At 45.3% G+C, this 18,033-nt stretch carries 17 protein-coding genes; 12 read left to right on the forward strand and 5 right to left on the reverse strand.

Annotation, left to right across the window (positions count from 1 at the left end; translation table 11 throughout):
* Positions 1-29: 29 nt before the first annotated feature.
* Together IM792_RS11075 and IM792_RS11080 are read right to left on the reverse strand one after the other, a co-directional pair.
* On the reverse strand, positions 30-1,847 hold the full coding sequence (locus tag IM792_RS11075; RefSeq protein WP_194101907.1) for a serine hydrolase: 1,818 nt from the start codon (positions 1,845-1,847) through the stop codon (positions 30-32).
* A gap of 51 nt (positions 1,848-1,898) precedes the next feature.
* Positions 1,899-2,261, reverse strand: a complete 363-nt coding sequence (locus IM792_RS11080) for a hypothetical protein (RefSeq protein ID WP_194101908.1) — start codon at positions 2,259-2,261, stop codon at positions 1,899-1,901.
* 97 nt (positions 2,262-2,358) lie between these two features.
* On the opposite strand from IM792_RS11080, the gene mutL reads away from it, so the two are divergent.
* The 6 genes from mutL to IM792_RS11110 all read left to right on the forward strand — a co-directional run bounded on the left by mutL (position 2,359) and on the right by IM792_RS11110 (position 9,478).
* Positions 2,359-4,260 (forward strand): DNA mismatch repair endonuclease MutL, encoded by a 1,902-nt coding sequence (gene mutL / locus IM792_RS11085; protein ID WP_194101909.1) that lies wholly within the window; start codon positions 2,359-2,361, stop codon positions 4,258-4,260.
* 31 nt (positions 4,261-4,291) lie between these two features.
* Complete coding sequence (locus IM792_RS11090) at positions 4,292-5,005, forward strand: rhomboid family intramembrane serine protease (RefSeq protein ID WP_194101910.1); 714 nt, start codon at positions 4,292-4,294, stop codon at positions 5,003-5,005.
* A 26-nt stretch (positions 5,006-5,031) separates the two neighbouring features.
* Positions 5,032-5,886, forward strand: a complete 855-nt coding sequence (locus IM792_RS11095) for a rhomboid family intramembrane serine protease (RefSeq protein WP_194101911.1) — start codon at positions 5,032-5,034, stop codon at positions 5,884-5,886.
* A complete protein-coding gene (locus tag IM792_RS11100; RefSeq protein WP_194101912.1) occupies positions 5,876-6,982 on the forward strand; it encodes an endonuclease/exonuclease/phosphatase family protein in 1,107 nt (368 codons plus the stop codon). The genes IM792_RS11095 and IM792_RS11100 overlap by 11 nt, the downstream gene beginning before the upstream one ends.
* 82 nt (positions 6,983-7,064) lie before the next feature.
* On the forward strand, positions 7,065-8,525 hold the full coding sequence (gene cysS, locus IM792_RS11105) for a cysteine--tRNA ligase (protein ID WP_194101913.1): 1,461 nt from the start codon (positions 7,065-7,067) through the stop codon (positions 8,523-8,525).
* A gap of 89 nt (positions 8,526-8,614) precedes the next feature.
* Positions 8,615-9,478, forward strand: a complete 864-nt coding sequence (locus IM792_RS11110) for a nuclear transport factor 2 family protein (protein WP_194101914.1) — start codon at positions 8,615-8,617, stop codon at positions 9,476-9,478.
* Between the two features lie 81 nt (positions 9,479-9,559).
* Here the strand turns inward: IM792_RS11110 and IM792_RS11115 are convergent, their stop codons facing one another.
* Together IM792_RS11115 and IM792_RS11120 are read right to left on the reverse strand one after the other, a co-directional pair.
* Positions 9,560-10,522 carry a MoxR family ATPase gene (locus IM792_RS11115; RefSeq protein ID WP_194101915.1) on the reverse strand — a complete coding sequence of 321 codons (963 nt, stop codon included), beginning with the start codon at positions 10,520-10,522 and terminating at the stop codon, positions 9,560-9,562.
* Positions 10,523-10,527: 5 nt separating this feature from the next.
* A complete protein-coding gene (locus IM792_RS11120; RefSeq protein ID WP_228085022.1) occupies positions 10,528-11,919 on the reverse strand; it encodes a peptidylprolyl isomerase in 1,392 nt (463 codons plus the stop codon).
* 149 nt (positions 11,920-12,068) lie between these two features.
* Between IM792_RS11120 and IM792_RS11125 the strand changes: the two genes are divergently transcribed.
* The 5 genes from IM792_RS11125 (at position 12,069) to IM792_RS11145 (ending at position 15,248) form a co-directional block, all read left to right on the forward strand.
* Positions 12,069-12,623: a hypothetical protein gene (locus IM792_RS11125; protein WP_194101916.1), complete on the forward strand. Its 555-nt coding sequence runs from the start codon at positions 12,069-12,071 to the stop codon at positions 12,621-12,623.
* A gap of 3 nt (positions 12,624-12,626) precedes the next feature.
* The gene (gene rdgB, locus IM792_RS11130) at positions 12,627-13,208 is read left to right on the forward strand and encodes an RdgB/HAM1 family non-canonical purine NTP pyrophosphatase (RefSeq protein WP_194101917.1); all 582 of its coding nucleotides are present in this window, start codon (positions 12,627-12,629) and stop codon (positions 13,206-13,208) included.
* 39 nt (positions 13,209-13,247) lie between these two features.
* The gene (locus IM792_RS11135; protein WP_194101918.1) at positions 13,248-13,700 is read left to right on the forward strand and encodes a MarR family transcriptional regulator; all 453 of its coding nucleotides are present in this window, start codon (positions 13,248-13,250) and stop codon (positions 13,698-13,700) included.
* Between the two features lie 103 nt (positions 13,701-13,803).
* Positions 13,804-14,307: an FKBP-type peptidyl-prolyl cis-trans isomerase gene (locus tag IM792_RS11140; RefSeq protein ID WP_194101919.1), complete on the forward strand. Its 504-nt coding sequence runs from the start codon at positions 13,804-13,806 to the stop codon at positions 14,305-14,307.
* Between the two features lie 5 nt (positions 14,308-14,312).
* Positions 14,313-15,248, forward strand: a complete 936-nt coding sequence (locus tag IM792_RS11145; protein ID WP_194101920.1) for an FKBP-type peptidyl-prolyl cis-trans isomerase — start codon at positions 14,313-14,315, stop codon at positions 15,246-15,248.
* A 75-nt stretch (positions 15,249-15,323) separates the two neighbouring features.
* Here the strand turns inward: IM792_RS11145 and IM792_RS11150 are convergent, their stop codons facing one another.
* Positions 15,324-15,761: a sterol desaturase family protein gene (locus IM792_RS11150; protein ID WP_194101921.1), complete on the reverse strand. Its 438-nt coding sequence runs from the start codon at positions 15,759-15,761 to the stop codon at positions 15,324-15,326.
* A 553-nt stretch (positions 15,762-16,314) separates the two neighbouring features.
* Between IM792_RS11150 and pafA the strand changes: the two genes are divergently transcribed.
* Positions 16,315-17,979, forward strand: coding sequence for an alkaline phosphatase PafA (gene pafA / locus IM792_RS11155; protein ID WP_194101922.1), 1,665 nt, complete (start codon positions 16,315-16,317; stop codon positions 17,977-17,979).
* Positions 17,980-18,033: the final 54 nt, after the last annotated feature.

Genomic DNA, 18,033 nt, shown 5'->3' on the forward strand with positions numbered 1-18,033 from the left:
TTTGTACATCAACAGGCTAACATATTGTATTACATTCCCTTTTCAATAGCTTTATACACAGCATCCTGTATACGCGGGCGTACATTTAGGTCTGATAGTTTGTTGGTAACTTTTGGATGCACCCTGTTTGACAGGAAGATGTATACCAGGCCATATTTAGGATCGACCCAAACGCAGGTGCCTGTATAGCCGGTGTGGCCAAAGGTTTGATCGGATGCCAGTTCAGATGGGTAATGCTTGGTTACTACCGAATCCTTACGATCAAAACCCAAACCACGGCGACTAACCGCTGATTGCCTGGAGGTAAACAGCTCCACCGTTTCGGGTTTAAAGTATTGCACACCACCGTAGGTGCCTTTGTTCAGCATCATCTGGAAAAGTATGGCCAGGTCATTAGCATCAGCAAACAAGCCCGCATGGCCTGATACGCCACCTGCCAAAGCCGCGCCCTGATCGTGCACGTAGCCTTTCAGCAACGTATGCCTGAAATAGTTATCATCTTCAGTAGGTATTATCTGGCTAACGCTAAACCTGTTTCGCGGTAAAAAGCCCGCGGTTTGCATGCCCAGCTTGTTGTAAAACTCGGTTTGCACATATTGGTTCAAAGGCTCGGCGGTTATGGTTTCCACTATCTCCTTCATAAAATACATACTCAGGTCGCTATACTCGTATTGCCCGCGGGTACGCAGGGCGGTTTTAAGCATGGTTGGCAGCATGTAATCCTTATAAAAATCCTTACGTACAAAATAGCCATCGGCTACTTTGGTATTATACACCGCTGATGAATCACCGCTGTGATCAGCCGGCTTAACCCTATCCTGAAAAGGTATAAAAGGAATTAACCCGGCCTGGTGCAGCATCAGTTCGCGCACACGAATGCTGTTTTTGTTGGTATTGCGCGCAATAGGCAAATAATCGCCCATGGTTGAGTCGAGGTTAAGCTTGCCCTGCTCATTAAGGCGCATCACCTCCATGGTGGTAGCGGCAATTTTAGTAACCGATGCCAGATCGAAAATGTCGGTTATCTTATCAGGCTCGCCGGTAGTATAGGTATGGTTACCGTAAGCCTTGTTAAATATCACCTTACCATCCTTAGCTATCAGCACCACGCAGCCCGGTGTTGCCTGCTGGCGAATGGCCTCGTTAGCGATGTTGTCTATCTCGTTCAAAGTAACAGCCTTGATACTTGCCGCCTCGGGAATAGTATACTGCAAACGTGTTTTCAGTGTAGCGAACCCACTATTGGCCACATATTTCGGCGAAAAAGTTTGCGACAACTTTTGCGACAATGGCACGCCGCCAAAAATAGCCTGCGCCACATACGCCGCCGAAATCGGCGTTACCTTACTGTTCCAGATGATGGGGTTTGGCTCATCATTCAGTTTGGCCAGCGCATTACCGTTGCCGAACAGGGCTATCACCACCTTTTTTAGCTTACGGTTAAGCTTTACAAAGTTCACGATCTGCGGATTGTTAAGGTCGATATCGGTTAGCTGGATAACGAGGGTATTGTAAAATTTAATATCCTGAGCCAGATCATTAACCGTCTTTTGACCTAAGTAAGCGGCTCCGTTGAATGAGCGTACCTGGGTATATTTATTCAGTAAACTATCAAACTGTGGGGCATAGGTATTTGAGAAATTAACGCTGACAACTTGCGCGCTGTCCAGATTTTTCAGGGGGATGAGCTGGCTTTCGTTATTCAGCAATATGGTATTTTGCTCGGTTTGCCTTTCTTCGCTCAGGTAGGTTACGGCGCTCATGGGCGGGTTTTGCGCACATGCCGAATTGAACATTACAAACAACGCTAACATAACGGGCACGGCGCCCCATGGGTTTTTTCTCATATACAATTAGTAACGGTATTTTTTATAACCTGATATTTACAGGCGCAATTATTAACTTTTCTTTTTTATTAAACGATCATAAATTTTATCGAACTCCCTGGCCATTCTCAAATATTCATCGCTCCAGTTGTTTTGCATCGATAGCTCCTGATACAAACCGGTTGGCGCAAAATCAATATTGACCGTATCAAGTGGGTCGTAATCAAAAGCTTTTAATTTTCCTATAAGCTTAGTTATGTGTTTAATCAGGTCGTCTGCTTCTTCAAAATGTGTATATATTATATCTGTTTGATCATCTATTTTACTTAATACTTTTTCAAGCAAGCTTGCAATGGCGTAAAAGTCATTAATTGCATTTTGCTTTTTATCGCGTTTTACTAACCAGGGTAAACAATTGAAAAATTTTAATGGCATATAAACTTACAGGCGCATGTTTTATTACAATCCACAAAGCGTAAAGTTATGCCGTCAATTAATTAATTTAGCACCCTGAATTTAATTTTTTCCTTTCATGCCAGATATCATACAGCTTTTACCCGATTCCGTTGCTAACCAGATTGCCGCAGGCGAGGTGGTGCAGCGCCCGGCATCGGCCGTGAAGGAGCTGATTGAGAACGCCATTGATGCCGGGGCCGATAAGATACAGCTTATTTTAAAGGATGCCGGTAAAGCATTGATACAGGTGATAGATAACGGCTGCGGCATGAGCATGACCGACGCGCGCATGTGTTTTGAGCGCCATGCCACCTCCAAGATACGCAAGGCTGACGATCTGTTCGCCATACGCACCATGGGTTTCAGGGGCGAGGCCATGGCATCCATAGCGGCTATTGCGCAGGTGGAGCTAAAAAGCCGCCGCCACGAGGATGAGCTGGGCACCTGCATCAGCATCGAAGGCTCGGAAGTAGTAAGCCAGGAACCTTGCGCTACCGCTACCGGTACATCCATATCCGTAAAAAACCTATTTTACAATACGCCTGCCCGCCGCAACTTTTTAAAAAGCAACTCGGTGGAGATGCGCCACATTATTGATGAGTTTCAGCGCGTGGCATTGGCTAATCCGCAGGTGTTTTTAACCCTGCATCATGATGGGCAGGAAGTTTACCACCTGCCGGCATCGGGCCTTAAACAGCGCATTGTACACCTGCTGGGCAATAACTACAACCAGCGTTTGGTGCCTGTTGAAGAAGATACCACCATTATTAAGCTGCACGGCTTTGTAGGCAAGCCCGAGTTTGCCCGTAAAACCCGCGGCGAGCAGTTCTTTTTTGTGAACAACCGCTTTATACGCGATGCTTACCTTAACCACGCGGTGCTAACGGCTTTTGAGGAGCTGCTGCCCGAGGATAGCTTCCCGCTGTATGTGTTGTTTATTGATATTGACCCGGCCAAGATCGATATCAACGTGCATCCTACAAAAACCGAAATAAAATACCAGGACGAAAAGGCCATTTACGCCATCATCCGTTCGGCGGTGAAAAGGGCGCTGGGTAAATACAACATTACCCCCACCATTGATTTTGACCAGGAGAACAGCATTGGCCACCTGATAACTGAAAAACCACTCGACGAAATAGTACCGCCAACCATCACCTTTAACCCGGATTTTAACCCGTTTGCCAGCGATACCAAGCAACAGGCGCGTGAGGAGCATCCATTTTTGCGTGATAGTAATGTTGGCCGAAGTACTAATGGCAGCGGCGGAGGTGGCAACGGTTATCGCCAGTCGCCCATACCGCAAAACTGGGATACGCTGTACCAGATAAGCAAACGCGAGCAGGCCGTACAGCAGGATCTGCATACCGAGCAGTTAATATCTGTTAACGAGCAGGATGTGAACAAGGCCAGCGAGCGCCAGTTGTTCCAGGTACATAACCGCTTTATATTGTCGCAAATAAAATCGGGTTTTATGCTGATCAACCAGCAGGCCGCGCATGAGCGTGTTTTGTACGAGCGCTTTTTGCAGCAATTGGAAAGCCATTCGGGTACCAGCCAGCAAAGCCTTTTCCCGCAATCGGTCACACTAAACAGCAGCGATTTTGAGTTATTAAGGGAGCTATTGCCTGATATTAAATCGTTAGGTTTTGATATACGCGAGTTTGGCAAAAACACCGTTGTGGTTGAGGGCATACCCGCCGACCTTAACAATGCCAGCGAGCATGAACTTTTAGAGCATTTGCTTGAAGGTTTTAAAAACAACCAGGCAATTTTAAAGTTAAATAAACGCGATAACCTTGCCCGTTCATTGGCGCGTAACGCGGCCATAAAAGCGGGCACCAAGCTATCGCTCGAAGAAATGAATTTGCTGATAGATCAGCTATTTGCCTGCCAGATGCCCAACGTGGCACTCAACGGCAAAACGGTGATCAGCACCTTTACCATGAACGAAATTTTAGAGCGATTTGAAAAGTAATAACCTTCGCCTTAACAATTAAGATACCGATATGCAATCACCCTTTGCCAATATGCCGCCGGTTATAAAAAACCTGCTTATTATAAATGTAATTTGCTTTATTCCGTTTATCGTTTTTAAAGAGCCACTGCTTAAGGATATATATAATAATGTATCGGCACATTACTTTGACTCGCCTATGTTTGAAGCATGGCAACCTATTACATACATGTTTTTTCATGGCGGATGGGCACATATCATCTTTAATATGTTCGCTTTATATTCATTTGGTACTATTATCGAGTACAATATGGGTTCAAAGCGTTTTTTCAACTACTACTTTATTTGTGGTTTAGGCGGTGTAGCATTGCAATTGCTGGTTCAAGCAATTGAAGTACATGCCATTACCGGAGCGTTCACTATAGCCAACCCCGAATCGATAGAGAGTTATGTCCGGTTTGGTGAAAACGGTCAAAAATTATATGATATATATCATGGTCCAATGGTAGGCGCGTCAGGCGCTATTTTTGGTGTATTGATCGCATTTGGACTACTTTATCCAAATGCCGAATTGATGATCATGTTTATTCCGGTTCCGGTTAAAGCAAAATACATCATTCCGGTGTATATAGTTATAGAGGTATTTTTAGGGGTGGCGCGTTTTGCTGGCGACTCGGTTGCTCACTTTGCGCACCTTGGCGGGGCACTCATAGGCTTTGGCCTAATTAAGCTATGGGGTTTGCGCCGCAACGACCGGTATTATTAACGAAGAAATTAAAGGAGTTATCAACCATGACAGTCTGGGAAAATATAACTTACAAAATAAAATACGCGCAAAGCAAACTGTTTTTGCTGATAGGCATTAATGTGGCGGTATTTTTATTGATAAACATACCAGGAACTTTTGAGCATTTATTCCTGAAATCAGATTATATAAAATTATTTACGGCGGAATATTTGTACTTACCCTCTAACCTTAGCCAACTGGCAACACGTTTTTGGACACCCCTTACCTACATGTTTATGCATGCCGATATTTTCCATATCCTTTTTAACATGCTATGGCTGTACTGGATGGGGCAAATATTTGAGGAGTACCTCGGCCACAAACGCACTATAGGTTTATACCTGATGGGTGGTTTAGCAGGAGCTTTCTTTTTTGTGCTGGCATTTAATACCATACCTGCATTTATTGATATTAATGTGCCTGTTGTTGGCGCATCGGCAGGGGTAATGGCTATTATAATTGCTACGGCCACGCTATTGCCCGATTATACCATCCAGCTATTCTTATTTGGCCCGGTTAAATTGAAATGGCTGGCCATATTTTATGTGTTGATAGACTTTTTGAGCATGGCCGGCAGTAACGCGGGCGGCAGCATAGCTCACCTGGGTGGCGCGCTGTTAGGTTTCATCTACATAAAACGTTTGCAGCGTGGCAGCGATTGGGTGGGTAGTGTTAATAACCTGTTCAAACCGAAACCTAAAATGAGGGTGGTTTCAAAAAATCCCGAAAAAACTACCTCATCCTATCCCGCGCAGGACGAAATTGACCGTATATTAGATAAAATTTCACAAACGGGATATGATAACCTTACCCGCCAGGAGAAGGAGATATTATTCCGCGCAAGCAAGGATGAACGCTAAAAAAAGGAAAGTAAGTTTTGTTGACCGCATATTTTTATGGATAAATTACCTGCTTTGCGCGGCACTGCTTATCAGCTACCTGGCACCCGTAATTAATCCGGCTAAAAGCTGGTTTGTTGCTTTCTTCGGGTTGGGTTATCCTTTTATACTACTTGCTAACGTACTGCTTATTATTTACTGGTTCTTCCGCAAGCGCGTGTACATGGCCATATCGGTTATAACCATTGTGGTGGGTTATAATGTGCTTTTTAACAACATTGGCTTCAGATTTAAGAGCGAAGGCAAGGCGGCCGAAAACAGCATGCGTTTGCTTACCTACAATGTACACAATTTTAAACCCTACGGGCAGGAAAACGACTCAGCCACCCGGCACGACATCCTTAAAATGCTGGCCGATCAGCAGGCCGATGTGATCACCTTTCAGGAATTTTTTACCCGCAAGCGCGGCAAGTACGCCCTTACCGATTCGCTTAAAAAGCTGATGAAAAGCAGTCATTACTTTTTTAAGCCGATACATTCCAGTCCGCAGGAGGATATAGGCATGGCTATTTTCAGTAAATATCCGGTGGTAAATACGGGCTCAATAACTTTTACCACCCAAAATACCGATAACCAGTGCATCTATGCCGATCTGAACTACAAGGGCAAAACATTCAGGGTATATAACATCCACCTGCAATCGGTACGTTTCGGGCCCGAGGATTATCGCTATCTCGATACCGTATCGCAAAAAGGTAAAGCCAGCATGACGGCCAGCCGTCGACTGGGGGGTAAGCTTAAGGCCGCCTTTATTAAACGCAGCGAGCAGGTTTTTAAAGTAAAGGAACACGCTTCGGCATGCCCGCACCCATATATTATTATGGGCGATTTTAATGATACGCCAACCTCGTTCGCGGTTAGCAGCATGGCCAAAGGGCTAAAAAACGCTTTCAGGGAAAAAGGTTCGGGGCTGGGGCGTACGTACAACGGCAACTTCCCTAATTACCAGATAGACTATATACTGGCCAGCCCGCAGTTTGACATTGCCGGTTATCGCATCATCGAAAAAAAATTATCTGACCATTACCCGCTCTACAGCGATGTGGTGCTTAATTAAGCATCGCCCTATCATCATACTTATATAAAATATGGCGGCGTTGGGCATACATTTAGAGGGGGTTTTGTAAGTTTGCGCTTATATGAAACAAAACTTATTTGTTTATAATACTTTAACACGTAAAAAAGAAGAATTTAAACCGCTTAACGCGCCCCATGTGGGCATGTATGTGTGCGGCCCAACTGTTTACAGCGATGTGCACATGGGTAACTGCCGTACTTATATTTCGTTCGATTTGATTTTCAGATACTTGCAGCACCTAGGCTACAAGGTACGCTATGTACGCAACGTTACCGATGCAGGCCACCTGGAGGGCGATGCTGATGAGGGAGAGGACAAGATCTCTAAAAAAGCCAAGCTTGAAAAGCTGGAGCCTATGGAGGTGGTGCAGCAATACACCGTTGGCTTTAGGGAGGTAATGAAGATATTTAACACCCTGCCCCCAAGTATTGAACCAACTGCCACCGGCCATATTATTGAGCAGATAGAGATGGTAAAAGGCATACTTGATAAAGGTTTGGCCTATGAGGTTGATGGATCGGTATATTTTAATGTAGAGAAATATAACAATAGCGAGGATTATGGTGTGCTTAGCGGCCGTAATCTGGATGATATGCTGAATAATACCCGTACCCTGGGCGGGCAGGACGAAAAGCATGGCAAGCTCGATTTTGCCCTGTGGATAAAGGCCAAGCCTGAACACCTGATGAAATGGCCTTCGCCGTGGAGTGTAGGCTTCCCGGGCTGGCATCTGGAATGCTCGGCCATGAGCCATAAGTACCTGGGCGATCAGTTTGATATTCATGGCGGGGGATTGGACCTTGTGCCCACTCACCACACCAACGAAATAGCGCAAAATATGGCTTGCTGCGGTAAAAACCCGGCGCGTTACTGGGTGCATACCAATATGCTTACGGTTAACGGCCAAAAAATGTCAAAATCGTTAGGGAACAGCTTTTTGCCGCACGAGCTTTTTTCGGGCAATAATCACATCCTGAGTAAAGGCTACAGCCCGATGATGGTGCGCTTCTTTATGTTGCAAGCCCATTACCGCAGTACGCTTGATTTTGGTAACGAGGCCATGGAAGCATCAGAAAAAGGCTTTAAGCGCCTGATGAATGCCCTGAGCCTACTTGATGGTTTAAAAACCAGCACCGCTACCGAGGTGGAGATACAGCCGCTGATTGACCGTTGTTACGAGGCCATGAATGATGATTTTAACAGCCCGGTTTTAATTGCCGAATTGTTTGAGGCATCGCGCATTATCAACTCCGTACACGATAATAAGTTGAAGATAGATGCAAAAAATCTTGACCTGCTTAAAAACATGATGCACACCTTTGTGTTTGATGTACTGGGTTTGCGGGATGAACAAACCGAAAATGACGACCTGCCGAAGATAATGGATTTTATTGTTGACCTGCGCAATGAGGCCAAGGTGAATAAAGACTACGCCACTTCAGACAAGATCAGGAACGGCTTGCAGCAGATAGGTTTTCAGCTAAAGGATGGCAAGGAAGGTACCACCTGGAGCAAGGCCTGATCGCTTATTTATTAAGGTCGGGTATAATTACATTAAATAATATTCGTTTAAGTAACATCTAACTAATCAACATACACCAATACACATACATGAAAAAAATATTATTAGCCGCTGGCATATTATTATCATATAACGGCATGGTATCGGCACAAACCGCTGCCCCTGCCGAAGTAAAAACCGCCATAGCTGTAGATAACGCTTTCGAAAAACTGGTAGCCCGTAAAGGTATTAAAGATGGTTTTTTAGCCGTTGCCGATCCGGAAGGTATTGTATTTAAACCCAACGCGGTTAAAATAAGTGAGTTTTACGGCACTATTGCCAAACAACCGGGTACGCTAACCTGGCAACCAAAATTCGCCCGTATATCAGCCAGTGGCGATTTGGCCTTTACCGCGGGCCCATACATCTATCAGCAAAGCAAAAAGGATGATGAGATATATGGCGAGTGCGTTTCTATCTGGCGCAGCGATGCACAAGGCAAACTGAAATTACTGGTGAACCTGGGTATTCAACACCCTGAACCTGCTAAAGAAGTTATTGAGGATATTAAAGACCCTGAAGCAACAAAAGCATCAGCCAGTAAAGATCCGTTTAAAGGCAAGAACATCATTTTGGCAACCGACAAACAATTTAACGACGCGTTGTTAAAATCAACCGCCGGTGCATACAAGGAATTCTTAAGTCCGGAAGGCCGTTATTACTTCCCGGGGTTCGAGCCGATGACAGGTTCAGACCAAACCATGCGCTTTGTACAAAACCAAGCCATATACATCACTGCTGCAACTGCTAATGCAGGCCGTTCGGCAAGCAGCGATCTGGCTTACAGCTACGGTACAGCCCGCATTAAAAAAGGCAACATAGTAAGCAACTTTAACTATGTACGCGTTTGGGAGATGGATAAGAGGCATAAATGGAACATACTGTTAGAGATATTCTCGGCTGTTGAGAATTAATAACAGCTGTTACGATATACAAGAAAGGCGGTACTTAATGCAAGTACCGCCTTTCTGTTTTTATGGCTGATCTAACAGGTTTTAAAATAACTGTTGAATGATATCGTCATTGGTTAAACCCTCGGCTTCGGCATGGTAGCTGCGTACAATGCGGTGGCTTAATATAGGTTTGGCTATGGCTTGCACATCCTCAATATCAGGCGAGTATTTGCCGTTGATAACCGCGTGGCACTTGGCCCCCAGTATCAGGAATTGTGAAGCACGTGGCCCGGCACCCCAGTTAAGCAAGCGCTTTATTTGCGGCGTAGCGAACTCGCCGTTAGGGCGGGTTTTTGCAACCAGTTTAACGGCATATTCCAGCACATTATCGGCCACCGGTATATTGCGTACTAATTGTTGAAAGTATACTATCTGTTGCGCGTTAAGCACGTGGTTAACCTCGCTTTTAAAAGTGCCTGTAGTGTTTTTAACTACCTGCAATTCCTCAGCAAAGGTTGGATAGTTCAGGGTTACGTTAAACATGAACCTGTCCAGCTGCGCTTCGGGCAGTGGGTAGGTGCCTTCCTGCTCAATAGGGTTTTGGGTGGCCAACACAAAAAACGGCTGCGCCAGTTTGTGCGTAACACCCGCGGCGGTAACCGCTTTCTCCTGCATGGCCTCAAGCAAGGCTGCCTGGGTTTTGGGCGGCGTACGGTTTATTTCATCGGCCAGTATGATGTTCGAGAACACCGGGCCGTGTATAAATTTAAAATTACGATCCTCACCCAATATCTCGGCGCCAATAATGTCCGATGGCATTAGGTCCGGCGTGAACTGTATACGCTTAAAATCGAGCTGTAAGGCTTGCGCTACGGTTTGCACCAGCAACGTTTTGGCAAGGCCGGGTACGCCCACCAACAGGCAATGCCCATTGCTGAAAATAGATACCAGCACATATTTGATCACCTCATCCTGCCCTATAATAACCTTGCCTATTTCGGCACGTAGTTTTTTATAGGCCTGACTTAACGCGTCGGCAGCCTCAACGTCTGATCCGTATTGCATATAGTTTAGTTAGCTTGTGCAGTGGTTGTGGTGCTTGCCCACCCCTGCAATTGCGGGCAGGCTGCGCTTTGCTCATCAATACGAATGTATGTTTCCTTACGTTTACGCTCAAACCACTCACTTATCATGCGGTTCATTTTGGTATTGTAGGCCTGCTCTTTCAGTTTCGGGAAATCCTTTTCAATGCTGGCCTTGTGCGCGTCAGTTACTGACTTCAGGTAAAGTATCTTATAGTTCTTTTTACCGTCTTTTTCGGTCAGTAATTGTGGTTTTGAAAATTCGCCAACCTTCATGGTATCAATAACCAGGGCAACCTGCGGGTCAAGCTTATCAGTAGGGATAAGCGTACTGCGCGATTGTACATCCTCCAGGTTAAGCATCATACCACCGTTGTATTTGGTATCTTTATTATCAGAGTAATAAGCCGCCGCGCTCGAAAAGTCGATGGCTTTATTCTTCTTCATCACGGTATAAATACTATCGGCCATGTGGCTTGCACGGGTTAAGCTGGCTTCGGTAGTGGTCGGGATGATCAGGATATGACGAACGTGTACCTGCTCGCCACGGCGCTCTATCACCTGTAAAAAGTGGAAACCATACTCTGACTCAAACACCGGCGATATTTCACCTGCCTTTAGCTTGAACGCGTATGAGGCAAATTCCTTAACGTAGCTGTTACGGTCGGCAAAGCCAAGGTCACCACCTTCGGCAGCCGAGCCATCCTGCGAGTATAAGCGGGCAAGCGATGCAAAATCCTCACCTTTTTTTACACGGGTACGCAGGTCTTCAGCTTTTTGCTTGAAAGCAGCCTTTTCCTCTTTAGTAAGCTTAGGCTGAAAAACTATCTCGCCAACCTCAACCTCTTTATTTATGGTTGGTAAGCTGTCTTTAGGTATCTTCTCAAAAAACTCCTTTACCTCCTGCGGGGTAACATTCAGCTTTTCGATGATCTTTTCGCGCATGCGCTGGGCAACCAGCTGCTCATGCAAATCGTCGCGGATCTCATCCTTGTATTGCAGTACTGAACGGCCCAGGAAACCTTCAAGTCTTTCCTGCCCGCCGGCACGCTGTATCATGCCACGCATACGGCGGTCAACCTCGTTGTCAACTTCCTCATCCTTCACAATAACACTATCAATAATAGCCTGCTGACCAAGCAGCTTCTGGCTTATCAGTGTTTGCATTATCTGGCACTTAATATCCGGATTGGGCACACCACCCTCGGCCTGGTAACGTGCGTATTGCAGCTCAATGTCTGATTGCAGTATGGGGCTGTTGCCCACTACGGCCGAAACCTTATCAAGCGTTTGTTTTTTTTGCGCGAACGCGGTACCTGCCATCAGCATTAACCCTAACGCCGCCTTCGCGATGTTTTTGATGTATCTTAATTTACTCATTCTGTATCGGATAGCTATCCTTTAAAAAAACACGAATTTCGGTAAAAAATTGTTAATTACCTCGTTAAAATAAATATGCGCTATATTATTGTGCTAATATGCCCATAAAGCTTCAAAGCGTTTAATTACTTTTGTTAAAATTTGTTAAAGTGAGAGTAGAAGATCCGGCCGCGTACAAGTATTTGTTTAATGATGATGTGTTTTTGTTAAGCACTGAAAAGCACTTATTTAACGGTGCCACGCCGGTTACTGAACAACCGGCTGCGGTTCAACAACCCGCTGTTGAGGCAAAGGCTGAAACACCTGCCGAGCCTATCGCTCCAAAACCTGTTCAATACCTCGGTCAAAATAAGAAGGGCTTTGTGGTATTAACCTATTATACCGATGCCCAATTTATAGCCGCCGACCACCAAGCCGCGCTCGAGGCAACTTTAAAACGTAAGGATCATACCATAGATGATATAGCTATCGTTAATATTGCCGGGAATGCTGATGTATCATTATCAGCCTTACTGCAACAGCTAAACCCTAAAAGGCTGCTGGTGCTGGGTAAACAGTCCATACCCGTGGGGTTAAATGGCACGGCGTTCAACCAGGCGCAGCAAATAAACGGCCTGCCCGTGCTGGTAACTTTTGCCTTTGGCGAGATGATGAGCAGCAACGACAATAAAAAGGCTTTTTGGGAGCAGGTAAAAAACTTTTAAAACATGCACAAACTTGTACTGGCCACCAACAACCGCCACAAGCTGGAGGAGGTTGCGCAAATGATAGGCGATAAAATTGAATTGCTTACCCTGGCCGATATTGGCTTTACCGGCGATATTGACGAACCCGGAGTAACCTTTGCCGAGAACGCCTCGATAAAAAGCCGCCATATTTTTGACCGTTACAGCATTAATTGCTTTGCCGATGACAGCGGCCTGGAGATAGATGCCCTGAACGGCGAACCGGGCGTGTACTCGGCACGGTACGCGGGCACGCATGGCAACCATGAGGCCAATATGGATAAGGCACTAAAAAACATGGAAGGTGTTACCGATCGTTCGGCACGCTTTCGTACCGTAATATCATTGATATGGGAAGGACAGGAGCATTTGTTTGACGGAACGGTTGAAGGCACTATTCGCCATGAGCGAGCTGGCGACGGCGGTTTCGGGTACGACCCGATATTTGAGCCCGAAGGCCATACCATTACCTTCGCGCAAATGAGCATCGACGAGAAAAATACCATTAGCCACCGCGCAAGAGCGCTTGAGGGACTTATACGTTTTTTAGAAAGTGTTGATTAAGCAGCGGCAGAGGATAAATTTATATATGTTTGCTACATTATGCGCAACCCGTTAAAGCATCAGGAAACGATAGATTATTTGCTTAAGATAGTTTGGCAAAATATGGCCAACCGCTATAACCAAATAGTTATTGAGCATGGCATCACCCAAAAAATAGGGTATCTGCTTATTAATATTGATGAAACGGAGGGCACCACGGTATCGCAAGCCGCACAGCTTTTGGGTTTGAAATCAACCAGCCTTTCGCGCATGCTAAACCACCTGGAAACAACCGGGTTGATATACCGTGAAATGAACGCGGGCGACAAACGCTCGGTTAAAATATACCTTACTCCCGAAGGTAAAGAAAAGCGACAGCTTGCGCGCCAGGTGGTAAAACAATTTAATAATTACCTCAACAGCCGCATTAACGAGAAGGAGCGCGATTACCTCAGCAATCTGCTTAAAAAGATCAATACCCTCACACTAAACTACGATCCGGATAAACATTGATCATCAGCTAAAATAAAGCACCCGCCGCGGCGTTAAACGTTAAAAAGTGTTAAGCTGCTGTTTTTGAATTATAAAACGATAACTTTGCCGGTCGAGAAGTAAGATGAACAGGATACTGTTGGTTATATTATGCTTTGCAGCGGTGGCTATGGCCGCAGGCTGTCAAAAATCATTAGTTGGTGCCGAAAGATACCGCGAGCAGGCCCGTATTGATGACGAGCTTTTACAGCAGTATATTACCGATAATAACCTACAGGATGTGGCACAACGTGTTGATACCACCGGTGTTTATTACATAGTGGTTAATGCCGGCACGGGTAACGCTGTATTTACCAACTCAACCAGGGTAACGGTAGGCTACAAGGCCAAGCTTTTGCTAACCGGCCAAACGGTTGATTCAACGGCTAATTTCCATCCATCTTATACATTGGGTAGTGGTATTATCAGGGCATGGCAACTGGGCATTCCGCAGGTACAAAAGGGTGGCAGGGTGCGCATACTATCGCCATCGCGCTATGCTTACGGCCCTTACGAACAGCCTAACTATGGTATACCGGCCAACTCGCTTCTCGAATTTGATATAACGCTATACGACGTAACGAACTAACATAGATGAAACAAAAACTATTTACTTTTTTATTGTTCTCAACCGTGATCTTCGCATCATGTAATAAGGATAAAGTTTATCCGAATATTAAGGAGTATGATGACCAGCAGATACAAAACTATATAAGCACCAACGGACTAAGCAGCATGCTGCGCGATACCAGCGATGGCGATACATCAGGCATGTACTATCAATTGATTGATAAAGGTTTGGTTGATAGTCCCCGCATTCAATACTCTGATCGTGTGGCCATGGTATACACTATTCGCAGCTTTGATGGCAAGTACATAGCTTCTGATACCATAGTTAACCATTATTATGGCTTTTTAGGTCAGTTCAAATCAGCTAACCTGCCACAGGGGTTACAAAATGCTATCTACAATGTGCTTAGGTATAAAGGTGCCAGCGCGCGCTTGCTAATACCATCGCGCATGGCGTATGGTGTTAACGGTTACGGATCGGGCAGTAGCAGCTCGGGCAACCGTATTGCCGGTAACCAATGCCTTGATTACTGGGTGCGCATAGTGGCCGATCAGCCTGCTTATGATGACCTGAGCATCAACAAATACGCGAATGCTTACGGTATAGGTATCACCGGTTACACTAAAACAGCATCAGGCTTATACTATAAGGTATCGGGATCAGATACCGGAAGTGTAATTGCGAGAACATCAAGTGTTGGTGTTACCTACTCCCTTTATAACATGAACAATACCAAAATTGATGAGGCTACCAGCAGCACAACTTTTGTTGTTGAACAACTGGTGCCCGGAGCTATTGAAGGCTTAATGAAAGCCAAGAACGGCCAAACCGTTTCGTTGATTGTACCCTCGGCTTTAGCCTATGGCACATCAGGCAGTACATCAATACCTGCTTTCAGTTGCCTTAAATGGGATTTCTCTATCACGAGTGTTAGCAGTAACGAAGGCACTACAGAATAATAAATTAAAAGATTATCTTTTATAAACAAATAGCCGGATGTTGATGAAACGTCCGGCTATTTGTTGTATAGCTTATTACTTGAACCACTTGCGGCTCGCTACCAAAAGCCCGAACTCCTCAGATGGATTTTTCTCTGTTGATTTATGATGGATCTTATGCGCCCGGCGTATGCCCATTAAATATCGGTTAGTGCTCCTGAAAGCCTTAAAACGATTGTGGATGAACCAATCGTGAAATATAAAGTAGACGGTGCCATAAATGCTGATGCCGGTACCCAGCCAAAAGCGGTAGTCAAGCATTGTATGCCCAAGCCACATCAGCCATAAGGCCAAAACGGCAAAGCCAATGCTGAAAACATCATTCAGCTCAAACCAGCCATGCCGCTGCTGGTGGTGTGTTTTATGAATAAACCACAGCGGCCCATGAAACAGATATTTATGAATGAACCACGAAAAGGCCTCCATAAAAGCTATGGTTGCTATAGTGATGGCTATATTAATGAGTATTTGCATTGGGATAGTTAAAGATATATCTTCTATAATTTTTTAAGTGTTAGATAGGTGATTTTGTTTTGAGTGAGATAGTGGAACGAATTAACAACCACTAACAAATATTTCTGCGCTCATGAGCAGTAGCAGTGCTATTCGAGGTTTGTGCTTTTTATTATCGTCAGTCTGCTCTTGGGCGCAGAGCCCAGTTACTTTGTCTTAGACACAAAGTAACCAAAAGTCAAGGCAGAAAAAACCTTCCGCCCACAAGGCCATACTCCCTGGCCCGGTTTTCTGCCAGGCCGACGCTCTTTTTCTTTTGATTGTTATTACTCTATAAAAAAACGCGTCATTGCGAGGCATGAAGCAATCTCTTTAGGATATTACAGTAGAACAAGTCGCTTGGGGATTGCTTCGTTCCTCGCAATGACGTATTTTTAAAAAAATCCTCCCCCTCGGGGAGGATTTAGGAGGGGCTTCTCCACCATTGTAACAATTGCCAAGTAATATTATTAATCACACAGAGTTTACATACGGTTTTTCATATTTGCATTTATTACAACAAAGCATAATTGCAATGAAATACAAATACCTCTTTTCGTTATTCTTCGCTGCATCGGTTGTTGGGTCGGCATCGGCACAAAAAAAGGCGGCTACCCAACCCGCAGGTACTGATATTGCCCGTCCTAAACTGGTGGTAGGCATAGTGGTTGACCAAATGCGTTGGGATTACCTGTACCGTTTTTACAGTCGCTACCAAACCGGTGGCTTTAAGCGTATGCTTAACGAGGGTTTTACCTGCGAAAATAACGATGTTGATTATTTGCCAACATTTACCGGCCCGGGCCATAGCTGTGTTTACACAGGTTCGGTACCATCAATACACGGTATAGCGGGTAACGATTTTATTATTCAGGCTACAGGCAAATCAATGTATTGTGCCGAGGATACTACTGTAAGCACCGTTGGCAGCAGCTCAAAAGCCGGCTTAATGTCGCCAAAGAATTTGCAGGCAAGCACTATTACTGATGAGTTAAAACTGGCTACCAACTTCCGCTCAAAGGTTATTGGTATAGCGTTAAAGGATAGGGGTGGCATACTACCGGCTGGTCACACCGCAAACGCGGCCTATTGGTTTGATGATGCCAGCGGCAACTGGATAACCAGCACCTGGTACATGAAAGAGCTGCCTGCATGGGTAAAAACGTTCAACGACCAAAAACTACCCGAAAAATATCTGAAACAGGATTGGAATACCCTGTACCCTATCGATACCTACGTACAAAGCTCGCCTGATAATAGTCCGCGTTACGAGGGTAAATTTGGCGGTACCGATGCACCGGTGTTCCCTATCAAAACATCGCAGCTGTATAAAGGCAATATGGGCATGATCCGCTCTACGCCTTATGGTAACTCTTTCACTTTAGACTTAGCCAAAGCCGCCGTTACCAACGAGCAATTGGGCAAAAACGTAGTAACCGACTTTTTAGCCGTAAGCCTTTCATCAACCGATTATGTTGGTCACCAGTTTGGCCCTAACGCGGTTGAAACCGAGGATACTTACCTGCGTTTGGATAAGGATCTGGCCGCGTTCTTCACCTTTTTAGATGGACAGGTTGGCAAAGGCAATTATACCGTTTTCCTTACTGCCGACCATGCCGCGGCGCATAACCCAACCTTTTTGGTCGACCACAAGATACCGGGTGGCAACTGGAGCGAGGGCACAGCCATGAAAGAAATGAACGAGATGCTGAAAAGCAAATACAATGCGGATAAGATCATCCTTAGCCTAAACAACTACCAGGTTAACTTTAATTACAAAGTGATAGCTGATAACAAGCTGAACGAGGAAGACCTGAAAGCTGATTGTATTAAATACCTGCAAACCCAGCCCGATATACTTTACGCTGTAGATATGACCAAAGCGGCGGTAGCGAATATACCGGCACATCTGCGCGAGCGTGTAATTAACGGTTACAGCAAAGAGCGTAGCGGTGTTATACAAATTATGCTGAAGCCGGGTTATTTCTCAGGCGGACGTACCGGTACCACACACGGCACATGGGCTCCGTTTGATGCGCATATTCCGCTGGTATTTATGGGCTGGGGCATTAAACACGGCAGCCTTGCCCGCCAAACCCACATGACGGATATTTCAGGCACCATAGCATCCCTGCTGCATATTCAGCAACCAAGCGGCTGCATCGGCCAGCCGATACCGGAAGTGATGAGTGGGAGATAGTTGGAGGAAGTCCGGAAGTCCGAAAGACAGTAGTCTGAAAGAATATATATTACA

Source organism: Mucilaginibacter sp. JRF, assembly GCF_015223065.1.
GTDB lineage: Bacteria > Bacteroidota > Bacteroidia > Sphingobacteriales > Sphingobacteriaceae > Mucilaginibacter.

Coding starts and splice junctions, on each gene's coding strand:
- cysS (WP_194101913.1), top strand. CDS start 7,065: ATGAAACAAAACTTATTTGTTTATAATACTTTAACACGTAAAAAAGAA.
- IM792_RS11090 (WP_194101910.1), top strand. CDS start 4,292: ATGCAATCACCCTTTGCCAATATGCCGCCGGTTATAAAAAACCTGCTT.
- IM792_RS11075 (WP_194101907.1), bottom strand. CDS start 1,847: ATGAGAAAAAACCCATGGGGCGCCGTGCCCGTTATGTTAGCGTTGTTT.
- IM792_RS11145 (WP_194101920.1), top strand. CDS start 14,313: ATGAAACAAAAACTATTTACTTTTTTATTGTTCTCAACCGTGATCTTC.
- IM792_RS11110 (WP_194101914.1), top strand. CDS start 8,615: ATGAAAAAAATATTATTAGCCGCTGGCATATTATTATCATATAACGGC.
- IM792_RS11150 (WP_194101921.1), bottom strand. CDS start 15,761: ATGCAAATACTCATTAATATAGCCATCACTATAGCAACCATAGCTTTT.
- IM792_RS11135 (WP_194101918.1), top strand. CDS start 13,248: ATGCGCAACCCGTTAAAGCATCAGGAAACGATAGATTATTTGCTTAAG.
- IM792_RS11120 (WP_228085022.1), bottom strand. CDS start 11,919: ATGAGTAAATTAAGATACATCAAAAACATCGCGAAGGCGGCGTTAGGG.
- IM792_RS11080 (WP_194101908.1), bottom strand. CDS start 2,261: ATGCCATTAAAATTTTTCAATTGTTTACCCTGGTTAGTAAAACGCGAT.
- pafA (WP_194101922.1), top strand. CDS start 16,315: ATGAAATACAAATACCTCTTTTCGTTATTCTTCGCTGCATCGGTTGTT.
- IM792_RS11140 (WP_194101919.1), top strand. CDS start 13,804: ATGAACAGGATACTGTTGGTTATATTATGCTTTGCAGCGGTGGCTATG.
- IM792_RS11100 (WP_194101912.1), top strand. CDS start 5,876: ATGAACGCTAAAAAAAGGAAAGTAAGTTTTGTTGACCGCATATTTTTA.
- IM792_RS11095 (WP_194101911.1), top strand. CDS start 5,032: ATGACAGTCTGGGAAAATATAACTTACAAAATAAAATACGCGCAAAGC.
- IM792_RS11115 (WP_194101915.1), bottom strand. CDS start 10,522: ATGCAATACGGATCAGACGTTGAGGCTGCCGACGCGTTAAGTCAGGCC.
- mutL (WP_194101909.1), top strand. CDS start 2,359: ATGCCAGATATCATACAGCTTTTACCCGATTCCGTTGCTAACCAGATT.
- rdgB (WP_194101917.1), top strand. CDS start 12,627: ATGCACAAACTTGTACTGGCCACCAACAACCGCCACAAGCTGGAGGAG.